General features: G+C 57.7%; 19 protein-coding genes. 16 read left to right on the top strand and 3 right to left on the bottom strand.

All coding sequences use genetic code 11. The features are described from left to right. The first annotated feature begins 16 nt into the window (after positions 1-16). Positions 17-220 carry a DUF1289 domain-containing protein gene (locus NCG89_RS02370; RefSeq protein ID WP_251089327.1) on the top strand — a complete coding sequence of 68 codons (204 nt, stop codon included), beginning with the start codon at positions 17-19 and terminating at the stop codon, positions 218-220. A gap of 16 nt (positions 221-236) precedes the next feature. Here NCG89_RS02370 and NCG89_RS02365 read toward each other — a convergent pair whose 3' ends face one another. Further along, complete coding sequence (locus tag NCG89_RS02365; RefSeq protein ID WP_251088172.1) at positions 237-1,496, bottom strand: HlyC/CorC family transporter; 1,260 nt, start codon at positions 1,494-1,496, stop codon at positions 237-239. 113 nt (positions 1,497-1,609) lie between these two features. Beyond that, the gene (locus NCG89_RS02360; RefSeq protein WP_251088171.1) at positions 1,610-2,398 is read right to left on the bottom strand and encodes a cytochrome C assembly family protein; all 789 of its coding nucleotides are present in this window, start codon (positions 2,396-2,398) and stop codon (positions 1,610-1,612) included. A 248-nt stretch (positions 2,399-2,646) separates the two neighbouring features. Here NCG89_RS02360 and ffh point away from each other — a divergent pair, with 248 nt between their 5' ends. The 14 genes from ffh to NCG89_RS02290 all read left to right on the top strand — a co-directional run bounded on the left by ffh (position 2,647) and on the right by NCG89_RS02290 (position 18,029). Further along, positions 2,647-4,020: a signal recognition particle protein gene (gene ffh, locus NCG89_RS02355; protein ID WP_251088170.1), complete on the top strand. Its 1,374-nt coding sequence runs from the start codon at positions 2,647-2,649 to the stop codon at positions 4,018-4,020. Positions 4,021-4,348: 328 nt separating this feature from the next. Continuing rightward, complete coding sequence (gene rpsP / locus NCG89_RS02350) at positions 4,349-4,606, top strand: 30S ribosomal protein S16 (RefSeq protein ID WP_251088169.1); 258 nt, start codon at positions 4,349-4,351, stop codon at positions 4,604-4,606. Between the two features lie 3 nt (positions 4,607-4,609). Continuing rightward, the gene (gene rimM, locus NCG89_RS02345) at positions 4,610-5,143 is read left to right on the top strand and encodes a ribosome maturation factor RimM (protein ID WP_251088168.1); all 534 of its coding nucleotides are present in this window, start codon (positions 4,610-4,612) and stop codon (positions 5,141-5,143) included. Between the two features lie 38 nt (positions 5,144-5,181). After that, positions 5,182-5,922: a tRNA (guanosine(37)-N1)-methyltransferase TrmD gene (trmD, locus tag NCG89_RS02340; RefSeq protein ID WP_251088167.1), complete on the top strand. Its 741-nt coding sequence runs from the start codon at positions 5,182-5,184 to the stop codon at positions 5,920-5,922. A 48-nt stretch (positions 5,923-5,970) separates the two neighbouring features. After that, on the top strand, positions 5,971-6,333 hold the full coding sequence (gene rplS, locus NCG89_RS02335; RefSeq protein WP_251088166.1) for a 50S ribosomal protein L19: 363 nt from the start codon (positions 5,971-5,973) through the stop codon (positions 6,331-6,333). A 133-nt stretch (positions 6,334-6,466) separates the two neighbouring features. Further along, the gene (gene xerD, locus NCG89_RS02330) at positions 6,467-7,378 is read left to right on the top strand and encodes a site-specific tyrosine recombinase XerD (RefSeq protein WP_251088165.1); all 912 of its coding nucleotides are present in this window, start codon (positions 6,467-6,469) and stop codon (positions 7,376-7,378) included. A 63-nt stretch (positions 7,379-7,441) separates the two neighbouring features. Beyond that, on the top strand, positions 7,442-8,257 hold the full coding sequence (locus NCG89_RS02325; RefSeq protein WP_251088164.1) for a DsbC family protein: 816 nt from the start codon (positions 7,442-7,444) through the stop codon (positions 8,255-8,257). Between the two features lie 142 nt (positions 8,258-8,399). Further along, a complete protein-coding gene (locus NCG89_RS02320) occupies positions 8,400-9,707 on the top strand; it encodes a homoserine dehydrogenase (protein ID WP_251088163.1) in 1,308 nt (435 codons plus the stop codon). Positions 9,708-9,806: 99 nt separating this feature from the next. Then, on the top strand, positions 9,807-11,204 hold the full coding sequence (gene thrC, locus NCG89_RS02315) for a threonine synthase (protein WP_251088162.1): 1,398 nt from the start codon (positions 9,807-9,809) through the stop codon (positions 11,202-11,204). Further along, complete coding sequence (recJ, locus tag NCG89_RS02310; protein WP_251088161.1) at positions 11,204-12,937, top strand: single-stranded-DNA-specific exonuclease RecJ; 1,734 nt, start codon at positions 11,204-11,206, stop codon at positions 12,935-12,937. Before thrC ends, recJ begins: the two co-directional genes overlap by 1 nt. Before the next feature lie 216 nt (positions 12,938-13,153). Beyond that, positions 13,154-14,252 (top strand): peptide chain release factor 2 gene (gene prfB / locus NCG89_RS02305; protein WP_251088160.1). Its coding sequence is split into 2 segments (ribosomal slippage): positions 13,154-13,228 and positions 13,230-14,252, totalling 1,098 coding nucleotides; the frame shifts between segments, so codons are not numbered across the junction. 129 nt (positions 14,253-14,381) lie between these two features. After that, complete coding sequence (gene lysS / locus NCG89_RS02300) at positions 14,382-15,881, top strand: lysine--tRNA ligase (RefSeq protein WP_251088159.1); 1,500 nt, start codon at positions 14,382-14,384, stop codon at positions 15,879-15,881. Positions 15,882-16,115: 234 nt separating this feature from the next. Continuing rightward, positions 16,116-16,769 (top strand): Crp/Fnr family transcriptional regulator, encoded by a 654-nt coding sequence (locus NCG89_RS02295; RefSeq protein WP_251088158.1) that lies wholly within the window; start codon positions 16,116-16,118, stop codon positions 16,767-16,769. A 30-nt stretch (positions 16,770-16,799) separates the two neighbouring features. After that, positions 16,800-18,029, top strand: a complete 1,230-nt coding sequence (locus tag NCG89_RS02290; RefSeq protein ID WP_251088157.1) for a hypothetical protein — start codon at positions 16,800-16,802, stop codon at positions 18,027-18,029. Positions 18,030-18,037: 8 nt separating this feature from the next. Here the strand turns inward: NCG89_RS02290 and xseA are convergent, their stop codons facing one another. After that, the gene (gene xseA / locus NCG89_RS02285; RefSeq protein ID WP_251088156.1) at positions 18,038-19,393 is read right to left on the bottom strand and encodes an exodeoxyribonuclease VII large subunit; all 1,356 of its coding nucleotides are present in this window, start codon (positions 19,391-19,393) and stop codon (positions 18,038-18,040) included. Positions 19,394-19,526: 133 nt separating this feature from the next. Between xseA and guaB the strand changes: the two genes are divergently transcribed. Beyond that, positions 19,527-20,993: an IMP dehydrogenase gene (gene guaB, locus NCG89_RS02280; RefSeq protein ID WP_251088155.1), complete on the top strand. Its 1,467-nt coding sequence runs from the start codon at positions 19,527-19,529 to the stop codon at positions 20,991-20,993. The last annotated feature ends 37 nt before the right edge of the window (positions 20,994-21,030 follow it).

Raw genomic sequence — 21,030 nt, 5'->3', positions numbered from 1 at the left:
GGCCCCAGAATTGAAGATGAAAGACCAGGTAGAGAAGCCCGTCGCGTCGCCTTGTGTGTCAGTGTGCGCCCTCGACGACGAGGACGTGTGCACGGGGTGTTTCAGGGATCTGGACGAAATCGCCCGCTGGTCAACTCTCGATAATCCAGCCCGCCGGGAAGTGCTGCTCCGTTGTCAGCAACGTCGCAAGGCCCGGTTTGGTGATTTTGGCTTGGGGTGACGGTCACGGGGCTTGATCAGCCTCTGGCAGAAAACGCGCGAACCTTCTGAATCAGGTTGCCTTTGACCTCGATAATTTCAAAACGATAGCGATCAAATTTCACCCCCACCGAGGCCTCGGGAAAGGACTCGAGGCGCTCCAATAGCAGACCATTCAAGGTCTTTGGCCCGTCTGTGGGCAATTCCCACTTCAACGATTTGTTGATATCCCGGATGGTAGTAGTGCCGTCAATCACGAAGCTGCCATCCTGCTGGTGGGTAATGTCATCGGTTTCACCGCTTAGGTTTGAAGTGAACTCGCCGACGATTTCCTCAAGCAGATCTTCCAGGGTGACAATGCCTTGCATCACGCCATATTCGTCTACCACGATGCCCATGCGGCGTTTTTTCTGCTGGAAATTAAACAGCTGCGTGTTGAGCGGGGTACCCTCGGGGATAAAGTAGGGGCTGCGCAGCGAGCCGAGCAGGGCATCCCGCTGTACCTGGCCCTGTTTGTTGACGCTGTTGATAATGTCGCGCTGGTGGAGGATGCCGACAATGTTGTCGATATCGCCTTTATAAACGGGGATGCGGGTGAATTCAGCGGTGCGCAACTTCTCAATGATGGTTTCGGTGTCTGCCTCAATATCGATGCCGAAGACCTCATTGCGGGGGATCATGATGTCTTCCACTGTGATCTGCTCAAGGTCGAGGATGTTCAGCAGCATGCCCTTGTGGTGCTTGGGAATCAGATGGCCGGCATCGCCTACAATGGTGCGCAGCTCTTCAACGCCGATATGGTCGCTGCCATCACCTTTCTCCACACCGGTCAGGCGCAGAACAAAATGGGTAATGTGGCTGACCAGCCAGATGACGGGTGACAGGAGTTTGCGCAGTGGCAGCAGAATATGGCTTACCGCGTAGGCCACTAGCTCGGACTTATAGGCGGCAATTGTCTTGGGAATAATTTCTGCGAAGATCAGAAATGCGAGGGTTAGCAAAATCGAGGCGGGCACCACGGCGTTGTCGCCGTAAAGTCGAATCGCCAGTACGGTGGCAATGGCGGCTGCCAGGTTGTTGACGAGGTTATTGCCAATCAGAATGGTGCTGATCAGGCTGTCTGGCTGCTCCAGCAGTTTGGCCGCCCGGCGGGCGCCACTGTGACCAGACTTTGCTTTGTGGCGAAGACGGTAGCGATTCAGGGACATCATTCCGGTTTCGGAACCAGAAAAAAACGCCGACAAAACGATCAGCGCAGCCAAGACGCCGAAAAGAAGACCCAGCGGTGCTTCGTTCAAAAAGCCAACAACTCCCTAATAAATTTGAGACGCACATCTTGAATAAAAAGTGCGTTGGGAACAAGGAATATTGAGACCGGATCGGTCATTTCCCCGAGAAGATTCGCATCACCCTAATTCAAAATCCACTGCAGCACCACCTGGGTGCCAATATAGGCCAGCATCAGAAAGGCAAATGCCCATAGCGTCCAGCGAATGGCGGTGCGTCCGCGCCAGCCCAGCGTTGCCCGGCCCCAGAGTAAAATGGCAAACAGAGCCCAGGCCACCACTGAGAACACAGTTTTGTGGACCAGGTGCTGGGCGAGGAGGTCTTCCACATATAACGCGCCGCTGGCAATGGCCACGGTGAGCAGGGCAAAGCCAGCCCAAATAAACTCAAACAGCATCTCCTCGATGGTCTGGAGTGGCGGCAGGAGGTTGGAAAGGCCCAGCAGCTTGTGCTGTTTCAGGCGCTTGTCCTGGATCGCCAGCACAATGGCGAGCGCCGCCGCCACTGACAGCACGCTGTAGGAAAGAATGGACGAGATAATATGAACAAAAACGCCAGTGCCGACATGGCTGAGAATGTCGTGGTTGGGCGGCAAGGTGAGTTCGGCCAGGAGCGCGAGGGCCGCTAGCGGGTAGACCGCAATCAGCAGGCTGTGAACCGGACGCCGAAAACTGGCGAGCAGGGTGATCAGACAAATCACCCAGCTGATTAATGAAAGGCTTTGGGGCAGGCCCAGGTCTATGCCGATATCGGTGTAGATTGCGGTAATGGCAGCCACGGCATGGGCGCTGACCGCGCCAAACGCCAACAGCGCGGGGAGCATTTCGCCGCTGCTGGATTTGATCTGGCGAATTTGTAAGCCACCGGCCAGACCGTAAAGCACAATGGCGGCGATGCTCAAATATACATTCATTCGGTGTGTTAGCCGTGGTTGTGAGTGGCCGAGGGCGGCGGCGCGATTGCCAAAAAGAGACGGGTCGTCTGCATTGGGTCGCGCTGCTGACTCGGTTATACTGCTCGCCCTTTGTTGATTCCGGCTGCCGTGGCCAACGCGGTGCTGAGCAGTGGCAGATTGTAAGCGCGTTGGCGCTGAGCTGTCGACACGCTGCGAGCCAGCCGGGCACCGACCCGATGTAAACCTACAGAGTAAGAGAGCAAAGCATGTTCGAGAGCTTGCAGGAACGCCTTTCCCAGACCTTGCGCTCGGTAACCGGTCAGGCCCGGTTGAGTGAGGACAATATCAAGGATGCGATGCGCGATGTGCGCATGGCGTTGCTTGAGGCCGATGTCGCCCTGCCGGTAGTGAAGGACTTTGTCGAGGCCGTACGCAGCCGCGCGGTGGGGCAGGAAGTCAGCAAGAGCCTGAGCCCCGGGCAGATGTTTATCAAGATCGTCCAGCAGGAGCTGGAGAACATCATGGGCCAAAGCAATGAGGCCCTGAATCTGTCGGTGCAGCCCCCGGCGGTGATCCTGATGGCGGGCCTGCAGGGTGCAGGTAAAACCACCTCGGTGGCCAAGCTGGCCAAGTTTCTCCAGGACAAGCAGAAGAAAAAGGTGCTGGTGGTCAGCGCCGACGTGTACCGCCCGGCAGCGATCAAACAGTTGGAAACCGTTGCTGGCGAAGTGGGGGCGACCTTTTTCCCCAGTACAATTGAGCAAAAGCCGGTGGATATCGCCAAAGGCGCAATCAGCGAAGCCAAGCTGCGCTTTTTTGATGTGGTGATTGTGGATACGGCCGGTCGACTCCACGTCGACGCCGATATGATGACCGAAATCACCGATTTGCACGCGGCCATCAATCCGGTCGAAACCCTGTTCGTGGTGGATGCCATGACCGGTCAGGATGCGGCCAATACCGCAAAGGCCTTCAACGAGGCGCTGCCACTCACCGGGGTGATTTTGACCAAGGCTGACGCCGATAGCCGCGGTGGTGCTGCGCTGTCAGTGCGTCATATCACTGGCAAGCCCATCAAGTTTATCGGTACCGGCGAAAAAACCGATGCCCTCGACCCCTTCTACCCTGATCGTATCGCCTCCCGTATTTTGGGGATGGGCGACATCCTGTCGCTGATCGATGAAGCCGAGGCCAAGCTCGACAAGCAAAAAGCCGAGAAGCTGGCCAAGAAGCTGAAAAAGGGCAAGAAGTTCGATCTGGAAGATCTGCGCGACCAGCTTCAACAAATGCAGCAGATGGGCGGGCTTGGTGGCCTGCTCGACAAGCTGCCGGGCATGGGCAATATGGCCCAGATGGCCCAGAGTCAGGTGGATAGCAAAATGTTCACGCGCATGGAAGCCATCATCAACTCCATGACGCCCGCTGAGCGCCGCAATCCGGATATTCTCAATGGCTCTCGCAAGCGCCGTATCACCGTTGGCTCGGGCACCGAAATCCAGGATCTGAATCGCCTGCTAAAGCAGCACAAGCAGATGGCGAAGATGATGAAGAAGATGGGGCAGAAGGGCGGCATGACCAATATGATGCGCGGAATGGGCGGTATGATGCCGCCCGGCGGTGGTCGCTTCCCTGGCATGTAAGGCGCGCCGGCTGAGTGAGTTGGCTGATTATGTAGACAGGGCGCCGGTGGCTAGGGCGCTTTTGTCTTGATAATAAACTTGCAAAGATCAGGCTAACTAACTGAAATTAATCTTTAAAATTATTTTCTCTCCGGGCGAGTTCTCAGTCTGTCCGCTGCGGGGATATTGGAGTCGCGAAATTCGCCAGAAATAAATCCCTAAGTGTTTCAAACACCACGCATTTCCCTTATAATGCCGCGCCTTTACGGCCGCGCCCTGTGCGTGGTTGTGCAAATTTTTTAGCAGCGGGTCGACAGGCTCGCCGTAAACAACAGGAAATGAAACAAGAATGGTCACTATTCGTTTGTCTCGCGGCGGCTCTAAAAAGCGTCCTTTCTACCACCTGACTGTTACTGACAGCCGCTCTTCTCGCAACGGCCGGTTTATTGAGCGCGTAGGTTTTTTCAACCCGATCGCTCGTGGTCAGGAAGAGCGTCTGCGTGTTGACGCTGCGCGCGTTGAGTACTGGGTTAGCCAAGGCGCGCAAGTGTCTGATCGCGTTGCTCAGTTGCTGAAAGACAGTCAGAAAGAAAGCGCTGCCGCTTAATTTATGGCAGGCCCCGGCGATTATGTGGTGATTGCGAAGATCACCACGGTTTACGGGGTGAAAGGTTGGGTGAAGGTGCATTCCTTCACCGACCCGTTAGAGAACTTTCTGAACCACTCCCGCTGCTTTTATCGTCGGGATAAAGAGTGGAAAGCGCTGGAAATCGTCACCAGTCAGCGGCACGGCAAGGGCATTGTGGCCCAGCTGGCTGGGGTAGACGATAGAGACGCGGCCAGAGAGTTTTGTGGCGTGGAGCTGGCAATTGCCAACGATGCGCTGCCGTCACTCGAAGAGGGTGAATATTACTGGCACCAATTGATCGGCTTAAAAGTCTATACCCATCAGGGCGGCATGCAGTTGCTGGGTGAGGTGAGCGATCTGATGGAAACCGGTGCCAACGATGTGCTGGTGGTGAAAGCCTGCCAGGGTAGCATCGACAAGCAGCAACGCCTGGTGCCTTATCTGCCAGGACAGTTTGTAGAGCGCATCGATCTCCAGGCGGGGGAGATGTTAGTGGACTGGGATCCGGCCTTTTAACAACGCCGTTGACTAGTCAGGTTTTTGGGAGACGAGTCATGGATATTGCCGTCGTGACCTTGTTTCCAGAGATGTTTAGCGCGGTCAGCGATTATGGCGTGACCGGCAGAGCGGTAAGCAGCGGTGGGTTGGCAATTAGCTGTGTTAACCCCCGCTATTTTACTGCGGATCGTCACCAGACGGTGGATGACCGGCCCTACGGCGGTGGTCCCGGGATGGTGATGATGGCACCGCCCCTCGCTAAGGCCATTACTGAGGCCAAGGCGAAAGTGGCGCAGGGAGCCAAAGTGATTTATCTGTCTCCCCAGGGGCAGACACTCAGCCAGCAACGGCTTGAGGCCCTGGCCCAAGAGCCTGCATTAATACTGCTGGCGGGTCGGTATGAGGGAGTGGACGAGCGCTTGATCAATGAACTGGTCGATGAGGAGTTGTCGATTGGTGATTATGTGCTCAGTGGCGGTGAGTTGGCTGCCATGGTGGTGATCGATGGTGTAAGCCGTCTGTTGCCAGGCGTGTTGGGGCATCCGCTGTCTGCGCAGCAGGACTCCTTCACCGACGGATTATTGGATTGTCCGCATTACACACGGCCCGAAACCTATCAGGGGAGCTCGGTGCCGGCGGTGCTAACCAGTGGCAATCACGAGGCAATACGGCGCTGGCGGCTCAAGCAGTCGCTGGGTCGGACCTGGCAAAGACGCCCGGATCTGCTGGAAAAGTGCGATCTGAGTGAAGAGCAAAAATTACTGCTGGCGGAATTTATCCGCGAGTGTGACGATTAACTGACAAGCTAGCTGTGAAGCTACACTTTTTATTTTTAGGAGCAGGCCATGAGCACCAACAAAATTATCGCTGAGCTGGAAGCGGAACAAACCGCCAAAGAACTGCCAGAATTCGGCCCCGGCGACACCGTTGTCGTTCAGGTAAAAGTAAAAGAAGGTAACCGCGAGCGTCTGCAGGCCTTTGAAGGTGTGGTCATCGGTGTTCGCAACCGCGCCCTGAACTCTGCTTTCACCGTGCGTAAAATTTCTCACGGTGTTGGCGTTGAGCGTACTTTCCAAACTTACAGCCCGCTGATCGACAGCATCCAGGTCAAGCGTCGCGGTGATGTACGTCAAGCCAAACTGTACTACCTGCGCGAGCGCAGCGGTCGTTCTGCCCGCATCAAAGAAAAGCTGGCCAACAAAGGCTAAGTGGTTGGGCGCAAGCCCGATTCGCTCCGAGAAAGGCAGCCCGAGGCTGCCTTTTTTTGTGCCGGTGTAAAATCGCTTGAGTGCGGTTTGGGCTGATATGATGGCCCGCAACATGTTCTCAGGAAGCCAGTTGATGGCAGTTGATGTTCCCCAGAGTGATCTCCGTCTGATTGATGGCTACGTCGATGCACTGTGGCTGGAGAAAGGGCTGGCCGCCAACACATTGGAGGCTTACCGGAGAGATTTGACGTTTTGGGCGCAATGGCTGGCTGAGCGAGAGGGTGTCGGCCTGCTCCAGGCCGGTAAAGCGCAGGTGCTGGCTTATCTGGGAGCCCAGGGTGCGCTCCAGCGTTCGGTTCGCAGCAGCGCCCGATTACTATCGTGTTTGCGGGGATTTTATCGCTACCACCTCAGAGAATCGCGCATTCAAGTAGACCCTACCGCTGATATCGATTCGCCCAAGCTGGGTCGGCCACTGCCGAAATCCCTCAGCGAGCGCGATGTTGAGGCGCTACTATTGGCGCCCAATGTTGATGAACCCCTCGGGTTGCGCGACCGGGCCATGTTGGAGCTGCTGTATGCCTCTGGCCTGCGAGTTACCGAATTGATTGGGCTGCAGTTTTCTCAGGTCAGCACCAATCAGGGAGTGGTCAAGGTAATAGGCAAGGGCAATAAGGAGCGCTTGGTGCCGATGGGGGAAGAGGCGCTCGACTGGCTGCAGAAGTATCTGCGCTATGGGCGACCCGCGCTTTGTGCAGGGCCGCCAACGGAGGTGATTTTTCTCAGTCAGCGCGGCGGGCAGATGACCCGGCAGACCTTTTGGCATCGCATAAAGCACTGGGCGACGGTTGCCGGAATTCGGGCCACCATTTCGCCACACACCCTGCGCCACGCTTTTGCCACCCACCTGATTAACCACGGTGCCGACTTGCGGGTGGTACAATTGCTTCTCGGCCACAGTGACCTGAGTACCACCCAGATATACACTCACGTGGCTCGGGAGCGAATGAAAGCCCTGCACGCAGCCCACCACCCCAGGGGTTAGCGTGCTGAACTCCTAACGTTTTCGGTGTTCTTAAAGCAGTTATTTGTGATGACGGAGTCGATTTTGAAGACCAAAAAAACCACTTTCTTGCGTTGCGCCAGTGGCTTGACCCTGACGCTTGCGCTGACCCTTACCGCGGCGTGCTCAAAGCAGGCGTCTGACGCAGATGCAGACAAGCCCGCCGTTGCAGCCGGATCCAGTCAGGCTGCTGGTGGCGATGAGGCGGCGATTCGCCAGCGCTTTAAAACCGCACGTCCCGATGTGGTGATCAGCCAGGTTGCGCCCAGTGATGTCGCTGGCATTTACCGTGTTGAGCTGCAAAACGGACCCGAAATCTATGTATCTGCCGACGGCAAATACTTTTTCCTCGGCGATATGTACTCGGTCACCGAAACGGGCTTTGTCAATCTGGCCGAAACCCGGCGCAACGGCGAGCGGCAAAAGCTGATGGCCGAGGTGAAGCGGGAGGATATGATTATCTTCAGCCCGGAGGGTAAGCCCAAGGGGGCGGTGTACGTGTTCACCGATGTGGATTGCGGATACTGCCAAAAGCTGCACAAGGAGGTACCTGAGCTCAACGCGATGGGGATAGAGGTCCGCTACCTCGCTTACCCGCGGGCCGGTTTGGGTACGCCAACCTACAAGAAGATGGAGTCGGCCTGGTGTGCAGATGACCGGCTCGCGGCGATGGATGCGCTGAAAGACCGTCGGCCCATTCCTGAGAAGAGCTGTGACAACCCCATTGCCGAGGAATACAAGCTCGGCGGCGAAGTCGGTGTCACGGGTACACCGGCGATTGTGACGACCTCTGGCCAGTTGATTCCTGGTTATATGCCTGCTGACCGCCTTGCCAAGGTCGTTCTGCAAAGCGAGTCCTGATCCATTGAAGCCCGTCGCCCCGGAATAATGCCGGTGGCGATGGCTTTAGTGCCCCGGCTTGACTAAAATGTTCGCCTTTTCCAGCGCCCGTGAGGGTTCGCTGGCATCATTCTTTACGGTACAAAATGACTAAGGAGCGTCCGTGGATCCGGTCAAAGTAGGTATTTGTGGTTTCGGAACAGTTGGTAGCGGCACCTATGCCGTGCTGACCCGCAATGCGGCAGAGATTGCCGCCCGTGTGGGCGCCGAAATTGTGGTGGCCGAAATCGGCGCCCGGCGTGGCTGTGAGGACAGTGACGTGGGTGCTACAGCGGTAAACCGCGATGTGTTCGCGGTCGCGGACAACCCGGAAATCGATATTGTTGTTGAGCTGATTGGTGGCACGACCACGGCCAAAGATCTGGTTCTGCGCGCCATTGAAAACGGCAAGCATGTGGTGACGGCCAACAAGGCGTTGATCGCCGAGCACGGTAACGAAATTTTCGCCGTGGCTGCCGAAAAAGGCGTCTCTGTGGCGTTTGAAGCGGCTGTAGCTGGGGGCATTCCGATTATCAAAGCCCTGCGGGAAGGTCTGGCCGGTAACCGGATTCAATGGCTGGCCGGGATTATCAACGGCACGGGCAACTTCATCCTGACAGAAATGCGCGATAAGGGCCGGGACTTCAGCGATGTGCTGGCCGAAGCCCAGGCGCTGGGGTATGCCGAAGCGGACCCCACCTTTGATGTAGAGGGTATCGACGCCGCCCACAAACTGGTTATTCTCGCGTCGCTGGCCTTTGGTATTCCGCTCCAATTCGACAAGGTCTACACCGAGGGCATCAGCCGCATTGCGCCTGAGGATGTCACTTACGCGGAAGAGCTGGGTTATCGCATCAAGCACCTGGGTATTGCCCGGGACACTGACAACGGTATTGAGCTGCGGGTTCACCCCACGCTGATTCCCGTCAAGCGCCTGATCGCCAACGTTAATGGCGTAATGAACGCGGTGTTGGTGCAATCCGACGCCGTCGGCCCCAGCCTATACTACGGCGCGGGTGCGGGCAGCGAGCCCACCGCCTCGGCAGTGGTGGCCGATATTATTGACGTTGCGCGGACCCTTGGCGCCACACCGGATGCCCGAGTACCGTACCTGGCCTTCCAGCAATCGGCCCTGAGCGCCCACCCGGTGCTGCCCATCGATGAGGTAGAGACCGCCTTTTACTTGCGGATGTCCGCCGTGGATCGTCCCGGGGTGCTGTCACGGGTGGCCCAGATTCTCAGCGACGAGGGCATCAGCATCGAAGCCCTGATCCAGAAGGAGCCGCCGGAAGAGGCCAATCTGGTGCCGATGATCATCCTGACCAACCGCACCATCGAGGGCAAACTGTCTTCAGCGGTGGCTCAGATCGAAGGCCTGGAAAGCATCGTTGGCGAAGTCACCCGGATTCGGGTGGAGTCCCTGGCGGGCTGATCTTTGAGTCTGACGTCTGACGTCCGACCAATGATTATTTGAAGGAGTCCGCTCTAGGGTGGGCTTTACGCGACTACTGTAGCTAGAATCGAGAACAACGTGAAATACATCAGCACCCGGGGCAAGGCCCCCGCACTAAACTTTGAAGACGTTCTGCTGACTGGCCTGGCGCCAGACGGCGGTTTGTATGTGCCCGAATCGCTGCCGCAGTACAGCAAAGCGCAGATCGCCGCGTGGTCGTCCTTGCCCTACACCGAGTTGGCCTTTGAAATCATTCAGCCCTTTGTCGCGGGCTGTATTCCCGATGCCGATCTGAAGGCGATTATCGAAGACAGTTATGTGGACTTCCGTCACCCGGCCATCGCGCCGCTGGTGCAGCTGGGCCACAACGAATGGCTGTTGGAACTGTTCCAGGGCCCGACCCTAGCCTTTAAGGATTTTGCCCTGCAGATGCTGGGCCGTCTGCTGGATTACGTGCTGGAAAAGCGTCAGCAAAAAGTCGTGGTGATGGGTGCCACTTCCGGTGATACCGGTTCTGCCGCTATCCAGGGTGTGAAGCGTTGCGCCAATGTCGATATTTTTATTCTGCACCCCTATCAGCGGGTGTCTGAAGTTCAGCGCCGCCAGATGACTACCGTCGTGGGCGACAACATCCACAACATCGCATTGAAGGGACACTTTGACCACTGCCAGGCATTGGTCAAAGCCAGCTTCGCCGATCAGAGCTTCCTGCCGGAAGGCCGGCAGCTGGTAGCGGTGAACTCGATTAACTGGGCGCGGATCATGGCCCAGATCGTTTATTACTTCTACGCCGCCTATGCTGTGGGCGCCCCCGACCGCAAGGTCAGCTTCTCGGTGCCCACCGGCAACTTTGGCGATATTTATGCCGGCTACCTGGCCAAGTGCATGGGCCTGCCCATCGATCAGCTGGTGGTGGCTACCAACCAGAACGATATTCTGCATCGCTTTATCAGTAGCAATCAGTTTGAAAAACACGAGCTGCAGCACACCCTGTCGCCAAGTATGGATATTGTGGTGTCCAGCAATTTTGAGCGGATGCTGTTTGACTGCTTCGACCGGGACGGCGCCGCCATTGCCGATTTGATGCAAAAGATGAACACCGAGACCACCTCCATTCCGGCGGGGGCCTTCGATAAAGTGCGTGAGCTGTTTGCCAGCAGTGCGGTCAATGATGAAGACACTGTAGCGACCATTGCCTCGGTCTATCAGGCCAGCGAGTACCTGCTGGACCCGCACTCAGCCATCGGCGTCAAAGCCGCCCGGGATTGCTGGCGGGATAAGAGCGTGCCGATGGTGACCCTAGCGACCGCCCATCCGGCCAAATTCCCGGAAGCGGTAATGAAGGCGGGCTACCCCTCGGCGCCGCCGCTGCCACTGCATATGGCTGACCTGTTTGACTTGGACGAGCGTTACGAAGTCCTGGACAACGACATGGCTGCTGTTCAGCAGTTTATGGCGGCCAATATCCGCGCCTGATGCCATTTCCTCGCATTGTCCTGCGTGAGCGTCGGGCCGAAGAGGGTCCGGCGCCAGAATTCCCCCAACTGCCCGATCTGCTGACCCGCCTGTACCACAATCGGGGGTTGCGCCGCGCTCAAGAGTTGTCGCTGGGTCTGGATGCCTTACCCGCGCCGACCATGAAGGGCCTGGACGTGGCGGTGGAATTGTTGGTAGCGGCCATTGCTGGCAATAAGCGCCTACTGATCGTTGGCGACTTCGACTGCGACGGCGCAACCAGCACCACCCTGGCCATGCTGGGTCTGACCGCACTGGGTGCTCGCCAGGTCGACTTCCTGGTTCCCAATCGTTTCGAGTATGGCTACGGCCTTAGCCCCGAGATAGTCGCCGTGGCCGCCGAGCGCCAACCCGATCTGATTATCACCGTGGATAACGGTATTTCCAGTATCGACGGGGTTGAGGCGGCGAGGGCGCTGGGGATTCCGGTATTGGTGACCGATCACCATTTGCCCGGCGATGAGTTGCCCAAGGCTGCCGCGATTGTGAATCCCAACCAGCCCGGCTGCGAGTTTCCGGATAAAGCCCTGGCAGGGGTGGGGGTGATGTTTTATCTGCTGCTGGCCCTGCGGAGCAAGCTGCGAGAGCAGGGCGCCTTTGTCGATCGCTCGGCACCGAATCTGGCCGAGTTTCTCGATATTGTTGCTCTGGGCACAGTGGCTGATGTGGTGCCCCTCAGTCATGCCAACCGCATTCTGGTTGAGCAGGGCCTGCGCCGGATTCGGGCGGGGCGCTGTCGCCCCGGCATCTCCGCGCTGTTGAAGGTCTCGGGCCGCGACGCCGGCCGTCTGGTGGCCAGCGATCTGGGCTTTACCGTGGGACCGCGCCTCAACGCCGCGGGGCGCCTCGATGATATGACCATCGGCATCCGCTGCCTGTTGGAAGAGGATCCCAATCGAGCCCTGAACCTGGCGGCCGAGCTGGATGACCTCAACCGGGAGCGGCGCAGCATTGAGCAGAGTATGAAGGACGAGGCCTTTCGGGCCCTGTCCCATCTGCACCTAGAGGGCGCCGATCTGCCCGCGGGTTTGTGTCTGTTCGAACCCTCCTGGCATCAGGGTGTGGTGGGGATACTGGCCTCCCGGGTCAAGGAACAATTCCACCGCCCGGTGATTGCCTTTGCCGAAACCAGCAATGACGAAATCAAGGGGTCGGCCCGGTCCATCCCCGGTCTGCATATGCGCGATGCCCTGGATTTGATCGCCAAGCGCCACCCCCAACTGCTGCGCAAATTCGGCGGTCACGCCATGGCGGCGGGGCTCAGTCTGGCGCGCAAAGACTTTGACACCTTTCGCCAGGCCTTTGCTGATACCGTGGCCGAGCTGGTCAGTGAGGACGACCTGGAAGCGGTGGTCCACAGTGATGGCGAACTGAGCCAGGCCAGCCTGACCCTGGAAAATGCCGAGCTGCTGCGCAATGCCGGGCCCTGGGGGCAGGCCTTCCCCGCGCCGGTCTTTCATGGCCGCTTCCGCATTCAGCAGCAACGTCTGGTCGGCGAAAAACACCTGAAAATGGTGCTGCTGCCCGAAGCCACTGATGCGCCCCTCATAGATGCCATCGCTTTTAACATCGATACCGCAGTCTGGCCTGATACTGGCGTGGAGTTGGTGGAGCTGGTCTATAAGCTGGATAGCAACCTGTGGCGGGAAAATTTGTCGCTGCAGCTGTTGGTGGATCATTTACGGGCGGTTTGACGGGAGACGCTGGACGGGAGCAGCCAAAGCACTCGCTGTGCTCGCGGGCTGGGCCCACGGTAAACGCAAAAGCGGCCGCGGCTTCGCCGCGGGATGCTGCGAGAGCGGCAAAGCCGCATGTAGTTGCGTCTCCCGTCTCCCGCACCAGCCTTTCCGCCACCCGGTCCATCAGGTAAAATGCCCGCCTTTTGTAAAATCAGGCTCGGACCGCACTCAATGTTAGAAATCAATGCCCTGCGCAATGCCCTCAAGGATATGACTGAGCGTACTGATACGCTTAGGGGGTACCTTTGACTACGCTAACAAGAAAGAGCGCTTGACCGAGGTTGAGCTAGAACTGGGGGATTCCTCTGTGTGGGATGATCCTGCCCGGGCCCAGGAGCTGGGTCGGGAGCGCAGCAGCCTCGAATTGGTGGTGGCCTCCATCGACGAGCTGGATGCCGGAATCACCGACGCCGAAGAGCTGCTGCTTATGGCGGCGGAAGAGGATGACGAAGACACCATCAACGCGCTGCAGGAAGATGTGAAGAAGCTGGAAGCGGTGCTCGCCACCCTGGAATTTCGGCGCATGTTTTCCGGTGAAATGGACCCCAACAACTGTTACCTGGATATCCAATCTGGCTCTGGCGGTACCGAGGCTCAGGATTGGGCCAGCATGGTGCTGCGCATGTACTTGCGCTGGTGTGAAGACAAGGGCTTTAAGGCCGAACTGGTCGAGGCCTCCGATGGCGAGGTGGCCGGTATCAAAAGTGCCACCATTCATGTGCAGGGTGAGTACGCATACGGTTGGTTGCGCACCGAAACGGGTGTTCACCGCCTGGTGCGCAAATCGCCATTCGATTCTGGCAATCGCCGCCACACCTCTTTTTGCTCGGTGTTTATCTCCCCTGAGATTGACGACAATATTGAGATCGATATCAACCCCGCCGATGTGCGTACCGATACCTACCGGGCCAGCGGCGCCGGTGGTCAGCACGTCAACAAAACTGACTCGGCGGTGCGCTTGACCCACGTGCCCACCAATACGGTAGTGCAGTGCCAGACCGAACGCTCCCAGCACCAGAACCGGGATAACGCCTGGAAGATGCTGCGCGCCAAGCTCTATGAACTGGAGCTGCAGAAACGCAACACCGCCGCCCAAGCATTGGAAGATAGCAAGGCCGATATCGGCTGGGGCAGCCAGATTCGCAGTTACGTACTGGATGACCAGCGCATTAAAGACCTGCGCACCAATGTTCAAACCAGCAACTGCGGTGCCGTGCTGGATGGCGATCTGGATATGTTTATTGAGGCCAGTTTGAAGTTTGGGCTTTAAAGAACTGGGCCGGACGTCGGAAGCCTGACGTCTGACGCAAAGCAGCCCCAGGGTTTTAACGTCCGACCCGATATTTAGCACTACACGTCCGACATCAGACGTCCGACGTCCGACCAGAGATATTTATCCATGTCTGATACAGAAAATACCCAAATCACCGCGCAGGAAGAAAACCGCCTGATCGCCGAGCGTCGCAGCAAGCTGGCGGCCATTCGCGAAAAGCGCAATGCCTTCCCCAATGCCTTTCGCCGGGATGCCTATGCCCAGCAGTTGCAAGAGGAGCTGGGTGACAAGGACAAGGCAGAACTGGAAGCGCTGGATCGCAAGGCCAAGGTGGCCGGGCGGATTATGGCCAAGCGCGGGCCCTTCCTGGTGCTGCAGGATATGAGCGGTCGCATTCAGGCCTATGTGGATAAAAAGCAACTGCCGGAAGAACTTGCTGAAGAAATCAAACACTGGGACATCGGCGATATCGTGTTTGCCTGTGGTCCGGTGCATAAATCCGGCAAGGGCGATCTGTATGTGTATATGGAAGAAGCGGGCCTGCTGACCAAATCCCTGCGTCCGCTACCGGATAAATTTCATGGCCTGCAGGATCAGGAAATGCGCTACCGCCAGCGCTATGTCGACCTGATTATGAACGAGCAGTCCCGCCGCACCTTCGCGATTCGCTCAAAGATGATTACCAGCATTCGCAATTACCTCCAGCAGCGCGACTTTATGGAAGTGGAAACACCGATGATGCAGGTGATTCCCGGTGGCGCCAGCGCCAAGCCCTTTGTCACCCATCACAATGCTCTGGATCTTGATATGTATCTGCGTATTGCACCGGAGCTGTATTTGAAGCGGCTGGTGGTGGGCGGCTTTGAGCGGGTATTTGAAATCAACCGCAACTTCCGCAACGAGGGCCTTTCGACTCGGCACAACCCCGAGTTCACTATGATCGAGTTTTATCAGGCCTATGCGGACTACAACGACCTGATGGATTTAACCGAAGACATGCTGCGCACGGTGGCCCAAGAGGTCCTTGGCACAACCACCATTCAATACCAGGGCAGCGAATACGACTTCGCCCAGCCCTTTGCGCGCCTGTCGGTATTCGACGCGGTGCTCAAGTATAACCCCAATGTGACTGCCGAACAGTTGGCTGATAAAGCCCAGGCAATCGCGGTCGCCAAGTCCCTTGGCATAGACGTGAAAGACACTTGGGGGCTGGGCAAAATCCAAATTGAGATCTTCGAAGAAACCGCTGAGCATAAGCTGGATCAGCCGACGTTTATCACCCAGTACCCTACAGAGGTATCGCCACTGGCCCGGCGCAGTGATGACAATCCCTTCGTAACCGACCGCTTTGAGTTCTTTGTGGGTGGTCGTGAACTGGCCAACGGCTTCTCGGAGCTGAATGACGCCGAGGATCAGGCGGAGCGCTTTATGGCCCAGGTTGCCGAAAAAGAGGCCGGAGATGATGAGGCCATGCACTACGACGCCGACTTTGTTGCAGCGCTGGAATACGGTTTGCCGCCCACCGCGGGCGAGGGGATCGGTATCGACCGTCTCGTGATGTTGTTTACCGATTCACCCTCCATTCGGGACGTTTTGCTGTTCCCCCATATGCGACCTGAAGCGTAACAAGCGCTTGTAGATATCGCCGATATACCAGCGACCGCCCTGTGACACAGTGAGGCGGTCGCCTGGTTTCTTGCCAGCCAGATTTTCCGCTTTTGTGTGCTCCGCCAAACCCTAGGCTGGACAATAACTTATGGGTCTGTACTATAAGCTCAAGCCGGAACTTCGACCGGTCCTTCCAGCGTTTTTTGGCACGGTTGGTTTATTTCCAACGCGGCATTGTCAGGAGTGGAGTCGATGAGTATCGAGAATGTGGATTTGTTTGACGGGCTGTCGCCAGACGAGCTGCAAATTTTGCGCGATACCAGCGTAATGCGGGAGTTCGCCAAAAATACCGTGCTCATTCACGAAGGTGACACTGCAGATTCGCTGTACGTGATCGAGTCCGGCCGGGTGAAAGTGTATTGCAGCGATAAAAGTGGCAAGGACTTTGTGCTGAATATTCTCGAATCCGGAGACTATTTTGGCGAGCTTGCTCTGCTGGACGATGACAAGCGCTCCGCGTCGGTAAGAGCGATGGACGCGACCCGGGTGCGGATTGTGTACAAGGAAGACTTCAAAGCGATCCTTGACCTTCACCCCAATATTACCCGGATTCTGAATAAGAACCTGACCCGCCGCATTCGTAAACTCACCAATGATGTGAAAAGCCTCGCCCTGCAGGATGTCTACGGTCGCGTGGTCAAGGTGTTGACCAGCCTTGCCGAACCCTTCGGTGATGGCGGGCAGATGCGTATCGAGGAAAAGCTGACCCAGCAGGAAATTGCTGATCGGGTGGGTTCCTCTCGTGAAATGGTTGCGCGTATCCTCAAGGACCTGACCATCGGCGAGTACGTCGAAGTGGAAGGCCGACACATCATCATTAAGAAGAAGCTGCCGGAAAGTTACTAGGGCCTGTTCACACTATTGGCTACTTTATCTTTGCTCAGGGTTTTGGAGCACCGCAAAATTACTGTTTTACGTCAGCTTAAGGCGCTTTGCCTGATTTCTTTGTGCTTCGGTTTGCTGGCCTGCGCCACCACGCCAAGTCCGCAAGCCCGCGACACTGCCGTTACCGGGGCTACCAATCTAGAAACCAACCAGCTCCCGGCGGTGTCGGTTTTTTTTCAGCGCCCCTCCAGCGAATTTTTGGCCAAGTGTCAGGCGTTTGAGCAGCGTTCGTTATTACACCATTGCCGCTTTACCGCGCCACCGCTGGAAAAGCTGCGAACGGCGATAGAAGCTCAAGGCCTGTTCGCGGAAGTTCGTCGCGCCGATGATGATATTCCCTACCGTTTGAGTTTCTCTATCGCAGATTTCAACGAGAAGACGGCAGCCGAAGTTGGCAGTGCCGCGCTGTCCGGTGCCACGCTGCTGGTTCTGCCGATGCGCCAGACCAAGGAGGTTAGGGTAGAGGCGAAGCTGTACTGGTTTAATCAGTTGCTATCCAACTTTGATGTATCGGTGGAGGATGAGCGATCCGTTTCGCTGTTCACCTTGGGCAAGGATTTCGAGACGCCTTTGGCCAGGCAGATCGCTGAGAAGGTGACGCACACCCTGCAGTCCCACCCTGAATTGTTCAGCGCGCAGTTTCTGAGCCGTACATTGGGTGCAACGGACTACGATCGCGAGTTGAAAATGCCCCAGGCGGTGGGCGCCTTTCAGGTGGCGGGTTCGCGGCAATTTCATCATCCCTTTCTCGGTATGCAGTTCCATTATCTTCGCCCAGCACAATTTGAGGATGCGGCGGATGTGTTTGTCTACCCGATCCGCCAGATAGCCTGGCAGAATTCGGCGATCGCGATAGAGGCTGAGTTAGAGGCGATTCGTGAGGAAATCAGCCGCTTGCTCGAGGCCGAGGAATTTCTTGCGCCCCAGTTCAGTGATCCGCAAGTGGAGGCAGGACCCGAGGCCGAACCGGTGGTGCGCTTTCACGTCGACTATGCCGACGCCCTCGATAACCACTTTCGATCCCGGGTGGTGCTCGCCGTACGGGGCGACAAATTTGTCAAGATTCGTCACACCGGGCTGGCCAGCGATCCGGCCGCGGAGCTGATCGCCGATTTTTCCCAGCGCCTGCTGGAGGGTATCGAGGTGCCCGGGGAGTCGCCTTTCATGGCTGAGGTACGGCGCGGTTGGGCGGCCGAGTTGAGTCGCGAGGGCGGTCAGTAATTTCCGGCTTATTGAGCTTGTTTTTTTGTCACTGCCAGCTGCGCCCGGCCCCGGGCAAAGCGCCCCTCAAGTTGTTGACCCTCGGTAAGGGATTCGCTATCCCGAATCGCTTGGCCACGCTCATCCAGCACAATGGCGTATCCCCGGTTGAGGGTTTGCTGGGGGCCGAGGGATTTTAGCTGTTGCTCCAAATGCTGTAGATGGGTGCTGGCCGCCTTGTGGCGCTGTTGCCAGGCGGTCTGCAGCCGGCCGTTGAGCGCGCTCAGCTCCCTGTGCCGCTGGCCGAGTTGACGGGTCGGGCTGAGCAAATGCAATTGCTTTTCCAGACCGTGCAATTGCTGAAATCGGCGGCGCTGCCCCTGCTGCCATTGGCTGGTGAGGCGCATTTCCAAATCGTCGAGGCGCTGGCTTTGCTCGCGAAGTTGGCTGCGTGGGTCCTTTAAACGACCAAACAGTTCTCGGCAGCGTTGGCGCATCAGGTCCAGGCGGCGGGTTTGTCCGGCGACCAAGCGCCCGTGTAACAGTTTCAGTCGAGAGAGCAGGGTGTGCTGGTCGGGGCTGAGCAGCTCGGCGGCGGCCGAGGGGGTGGCGGCGCGAACATCGGCGACAAAATCGCTAATGCTAAAGTCGACTTCGTGGCCCACTGCGCTCACCACCGGCAGACTGGAGGCACGAATCGCCTCGGCCACTCTCCGTTCATTGAATGGCCATAAATCCTCCAGCGAGCCGCCGCCCCGGCTGAGCAGAATGACGTCGAAATCCTGGTGGCCGGCATCTCGCCAGCGGTTGGCGGTGGCGAGGGCGTTGGCAATTTGCGCCGCCGCCTGATCGCCCTGAACCAGCACCGGCAGCACGGACACCCGCATTGCGGGCCAGCGCCGGGCAAGTACAGACAAAATATCGTGAATGGCCGCGCCGGTGGGTGAGGTCACTACCGCGATGTGATTGATGGTTTCTGGCAAGGGCTGTTTCAGTGCGGCGTCAAACCAGCCGGCCTCGCGCAACTCCTCTTTCAGTCGTTCAAAGGCGGCGGCCAGGGCACCGGCGCCGGCGGGCTGCATTTCGTCCACAATCAACTGATAGTCGCCGCGGCCCTCATAGAGACTGACTTTGCCAGTCACCGTGACCTGCTGATCCACTTCGGGCTGAAAGCGAACCCGCATATTGCGGCCTCGGAAGAAGGCGCAGCGAATTTGGGCGCGATCATCTTTGAGGGTGAAATACCAATGCCCGGAGCTGGGTCGCGACAAGGTGGATAGCTCGCCGCTGACCTTGACCTGAGCGAAGCAATCTTCCAGCAACTGCTTGGCCAGCCGGTTCAGCTGGGTGACGGATAGGGTGTCTTGGGGAGTCGGGGTGTCCATCGCGGCATTGTAGCACCGCAGGCCGGCTTATCGTGTGTGGCGCGGCAGCGTTGTTGGCCAAACAATCGGTTTACTCAACCCGCCGCATCACTTAAAATTGCGAGGATTCTAGCCACAGGCATTGGAATCATCTATGTTACGCATCTCTCAGGAAGCACTGACCTTTGACGACGTGCTGCTGCTTCCCGGCTACTCCGAAGTCACTGCCAAAGACGTTAGCCTCAAGACCCAACTGACGCGCAATATCTCGCTGAATATCCCCCTGCTTTCCGCCGCCATGGACACCGTGACCGAAAGCGGTCTGGCCATTGCCCTGGCGCAAGAGGGCGGCATTGGCATCATCCATAAGAGCATGACCATCGCCCAACAGGCCCAAGAAGTGCGGGCGGTGAAAAAGCATGAGAGCGGTGTGGTAAAAGACCCCATTACGATTGAGGCCAGCGCCCCGGTTCGCGAGCTGTTTGAGCTGCGCAAGCGTCACAAAATTTCCGGTGTTCCGGTGATGGACAACGGCGACCTGGTCGGCATTGTTACCAGTCGGGACGTGCGTTTCCAGGAAGCCCTGGATGTCCCCGTTTCCAGCATCATGACCCCCAAGGACAAGCTCGTTACCGTCAACGAAGGCGACGACATGTCAGTCGCCCGTGAGCTGCTGCACAAACACCGGATCGAAAAGCTGCTGGTGGTGAACGACAAGTTCGAGCTGGTGGGGATGATCACCGTTAAGGACATGAATAACGCCCAGACCTACCCGCTGGCCTGTAAAGACAGCTCTGGTCAATTGCGGGTTGGGGCATCGGTGGGCACCAGTGCCGACACCGATGACCGTGTTGCCGCATTGGTTGAGGCGGGTGTTGACGTGCTGGTGGTCGACACCGCCCACGGCCACTCCATGAATGTGCTCAAGCGAGTGGCCTGGATCAAAAAACACTACCCCCAGGTCGATGTGATTGGTGGCAATATCGCCACAGGCGAGGCCGCACTGGCCTTGCTTGAGGCGGGTGCAGATGCAGTGAAAGTGGGTATCGGCCCGGGCTCGATCTGTACCACTCGTATCGTTACCGGGATTGGTGTGCCGCAGATTAGTGCCATTGCCAATGTCGCGGCGGCACTGAAGGACAGCGGCTTGCCGCTGATCGCCGACGGCGGCATTCGCTTTAGCGGCGATCTGGCCAAGGCGATGGCGGCCGGGGCCCATGCAGTCATGATGGGATCGATGTTTGCCGGCACTGAAGAGGCGCCCGGTGAGGTCGAATTGTTCCAGGGGCGGACCTATAAATCTTATCGTGGCATGGGCAGCCTGGGCGCGATGACCAAGACGCAGGGCTCCAGCGACCGCTACTTCCAGAGCGCAGAAGATGGCGCCGAGAAACTCGTCCCCGAGGGCATTGAGGGCCGGGTGCCCTACAAAGGCCCGCTGGCTGCCATCGTTCATCAATTGATGGGCGGCCTGCGCAGCGCCATGGGTTACACCGGCAGTATCGATATCGACACCATGCGCAGCAAACCCCAGTTTGTGCGGGTAACGGCGGCCGGTATGAACGAGAGCCATGTGCACGACGTGGCGATCACCAAGGAAGCGCCAAACTACCCGACCTGAGCCTGAGGGCCCTGTCCAGAAACTGCGAGTCTGATCC

The sequence above is a fragment of the Spongiibacter taiwanensis genome (assembly GCF_023702635.1).
GTDB classification, from domain to species: domain Bacteria; phylum Pseudomonadota; class Gammaproteobacteria; order Pseudomonadales; family Spongiibacteraceae; genus Spongiibacter; species Spongiibacter taiwanensis.
The sequence above is the reverse complement of the archived record's forward strand: the minus strand, read 5'-3'. Positions and strand labels throughout refer to the sequence as shown.